Annotated in this window: 1 protein-coding gene and 2 pseudogenes; 1 reads left to right on the top strand and 2 read right to left on the bottom strand. The window is 54.0% G+C overall.

Annotated elements, in window-relative coordinates; genetic code table 11:
- Positions 1-104: 104 nt before the first annotated feature.
- Positions 105-730, bottom strand: a pseudogene (locus K290_RS37060) (transposase family protein); the annotation flags it as partial.
- 319 nt (positions 731-1,049) lie between these two features.
- Here K290_RS37060 and K290_RS0133170 point away from each other — a divergent pair.
- On the top strand, positions 1,050-2,297 hold the full coding sequence (locus K290_RS0133170; protein ID WP_004126188.1) for an ATP-grasp domain-containing protein: 1,248 nt from the start codon (positions 1,050-1,052) through the stop codon (positions 2,295-2,297).
- Between the two features lie 266 nt (positions 2,298-2,563).
- Here the strand turns inward: K290_RS0133170 and K290_RS35740 are convergent.
- A pseudogene (locus tag K290_RS35740) lies at positions 2,564-2,839 on the bottom strand (transposase domain-containing protein); the annotation flags it as partial.

Here is a 2,839-nt window from a genome sequence, read left to right as displayed (position 1 = left end):
CTTCGTCACTCATATTTGGTGTCCACCTATTTTAAGTGGACACTTCATGCGGCAGAGAATTCAACGCGAAAAGGCGCAACGAAATGAGCGCTTACACTTCGTCGGCGTGAGATGTCGCGGATCGTTCGCCCGAGATAGGTCCTTAGCTTGGGCAGCGCCGTCCCAGCCCGCTTGAACTGTTTGGCATGGGGATACCGCTGGTGCTGGATCAGGGCGAATTTTCCCAGCCGTCTGGCGCAGATCGAGCGCCACCCTGCGAGCCAGCCACACGAGCCGCTCCGTGCCCGGTCAATGAGCTTGGCGGCGGTCGGAAACATCATGTTCTTGGACTATTGTATCGACGATCGCCTGCCGCGTGTCCGACGACTTCATCGCACCGGTCTTGACGCCACCAAGAGGCTCTCCTGCAGAAGCGCCTTTATCCGCTACTCGCCCATGCGTTGGCGCCAGCCATGCGACAAACTGCATTTGCGCTGCCATCAGCGACGAACGATCGAAACGGCAATGTGTGTTGGAAGAATGTCCCGCCGCAGAAATACTGGAGAGGCTGTCGAGGTAGTGGCGGCATACCGGCTCCATCGGAATAAATCTCACCATATCGTTCTTCTAGAACGGCCAATCGATTGTCTGCGCCAACCAGATAAGGTCGTGCTTCAGATCAATGATCTGATCAAGACGAGACCGGAACGGATCCTGCTCCCGTCTCGCGCCGTTCACTAGGTCTCGACATTTGTTGGCTCCCATTGTTCCTGAGGCAATGCGACAGCTTTCTTGCGACACCGATTAATGGGACACGTACGATGTACCGGAAACATCAACTACTTCCGGATAATTCACGGCCGACTACCTTGGCCTCGTTTGACGAACTTGACAGATTCAACTTCAAATAGACGCTGCATAGGCCCTTCAAAAGTTTTACAGAATCTTTGCACAAGCAACCCGCCGACAATGATACGCTCACATAAACTGAAGAAACGCGTTGAGTGAGAGAGGGACTTTGCAATTTGCCCTCAGATCATCCAGAGCGTCAACGTCGGAGCTCCGCGTAAATGGCAAGAAGAGCGCTCATCCTAGTTGAAGGTAGTAGAGGTAATGGTCCTCTGTATATTCAAGCTGCCCAGCGCCTTGGCATTCAACCAATTACTCTATCGGTTGACCCAGCTCAGTACGACTATATTTCGGCAAAAAGGGTACAAGCGATCCGTGTCGATACAGGCGATCTCGATGCAATGATTCATGAGTGTACCCAGCTACGTGCGACTTATGACATCGCGGGCATCACTGGGTTCGCGGGCCGAGATGAATCGGTCTATGTGACAGTCGGGAGGCTCTGCCGCCATTTCGATCTACCCGGACCAGACCCAGCATCGATTGAACAGTGCTACGACAAATTCGTTCAACGTCAACTCCTCGCACGGGCGGGCGTTCCAATACCTGCCTACCGCTTGGCAACGGATGCAACGGACGTTGAAAGCTCTGCAGAGGAGATTGGTCTGCCGGTGATACTTAAGCCAGTCACTGGCAGCGGCAGCAGCGGGGTCCGATTATGCCGCAACATCACGGAGGTGGCTGAACACACGACTTATCTGCTGGGCGGTAAGCACATCTGGCGATCTTCGCCAGGGATACTAATCGAAGAGTTCGCTCAAGGACCATACTATAGTGTCGACACAATGGGGAATGAGGTCGTTGCAATTGGCACCGCCAAATTTGGCAGCCCACCGCATTTCGTCGTTCGTGAGAGCATCTTTCCGGCGCCCCTAACTGATGGTCAATGTAAGTGCATCGCCGATGTTTCACTAAGCTGCTTACGAGCTCTCGGTCTTGGTTGGGGGCCAGCGAACATTGAATTGCGGTGGACGAAGCGAGGTCCAGTCGCTATTGAAGTCAATCCGCGTCTTCCGGGTTGGACCACTCCTCGGCTGATTCAGCTGGCTTATGGTGTCGATCTTATCAATCAGCACATCAAGCTTGTCATAGGCGAGAAATGGGATTTGAGCCGAAGACGTTCGCAGACGGCGGCCGCACGATTCCTAGTTCCTGATACCGATGGCATCCTCGATTGGATCAATGGCGATAGGCAGGCAGCCGCTGAGCCCGGTGTCGCCGAGATTGAACTGTACCTTAAACCGAAGACGCCGTTCGTCAGGAAAAGCGATGACCGAGACTCGATTGGACACGTCATTGCCACCTCACCCAGTCGCAGTCAGACCGAGATCATACTTGAGCGTGCCGTTAACCTAATCAGTTGGTCGATTACACCTTTTCCGAACATTGGCGAACAGGAACAATTGTAAGCATCTGCTCGAGCAGCTTTTGAGATGCAGTACGCATTCGGCGAGGACCGCATTAATTTCGTATTTGCTCGTCAAAAGCTCTCGCAAGGGATATCGACGATGCGGTGCTGGCGCTGTCGTGGCTTGTGAAGACCCGCAGCTTGTGACTCTCAGGTGCATTGTGGCTCCGCCGTGTGCGGCGTCTACGCCCCATTGATTTTTCAGTTTCAGCGACTCAATAGTGTTCCCTAAGGCCGGATATGAGCTCAGGATAGTATCTGACGAGCTCATTGTGAGGTCTTGATGCGAGCGGCATAAGCCCATGGCATCAGAGCGTCGATATCTTTGGCAAGAGGCCATTGGCGAGACGGGTGAAGAGATCCCACAGATAAGCGTAGGGCTCCACGCCATTCATTTTGCATGTGCCAATCAGGCTGGCGAACTGGGCCCAGTTGCGTCCGCCTTCATCATGGCCTGCAAAGAGCGCATTGCGGCGGTTCATGGCAATGCCCCGTTCATTCGTATGCCCACGCCGAGGACCGCCTTGCTTTGTCACGGTGATA

Origin of the sequence: Rhizobium leucaenae USDA 9039, assembly GCF_000426285.1 — a bacterium.
In the GTDB taxonomy this organism is placed as follows: Bacteria; Pseudomonadota; Alphaproteobacteria; order Rhizobiales; family Rhizobiaceae; genus Rhizobium; species Rhizobium leucaenae.
This window is presented reverse-complemented; position numbering and strand designations above follow the sequence as displayed.

Bases quoted from the DNA above. Each gene is read 5' to 3' on its own strand.
- K290_RS0133170 (WP_004126188.1), top strand. From the start codon at position 1,050: ATGGCAAGAAGAGCGCTCATCCTAGTTGAAGGTAGTAGAGGTAATGGT.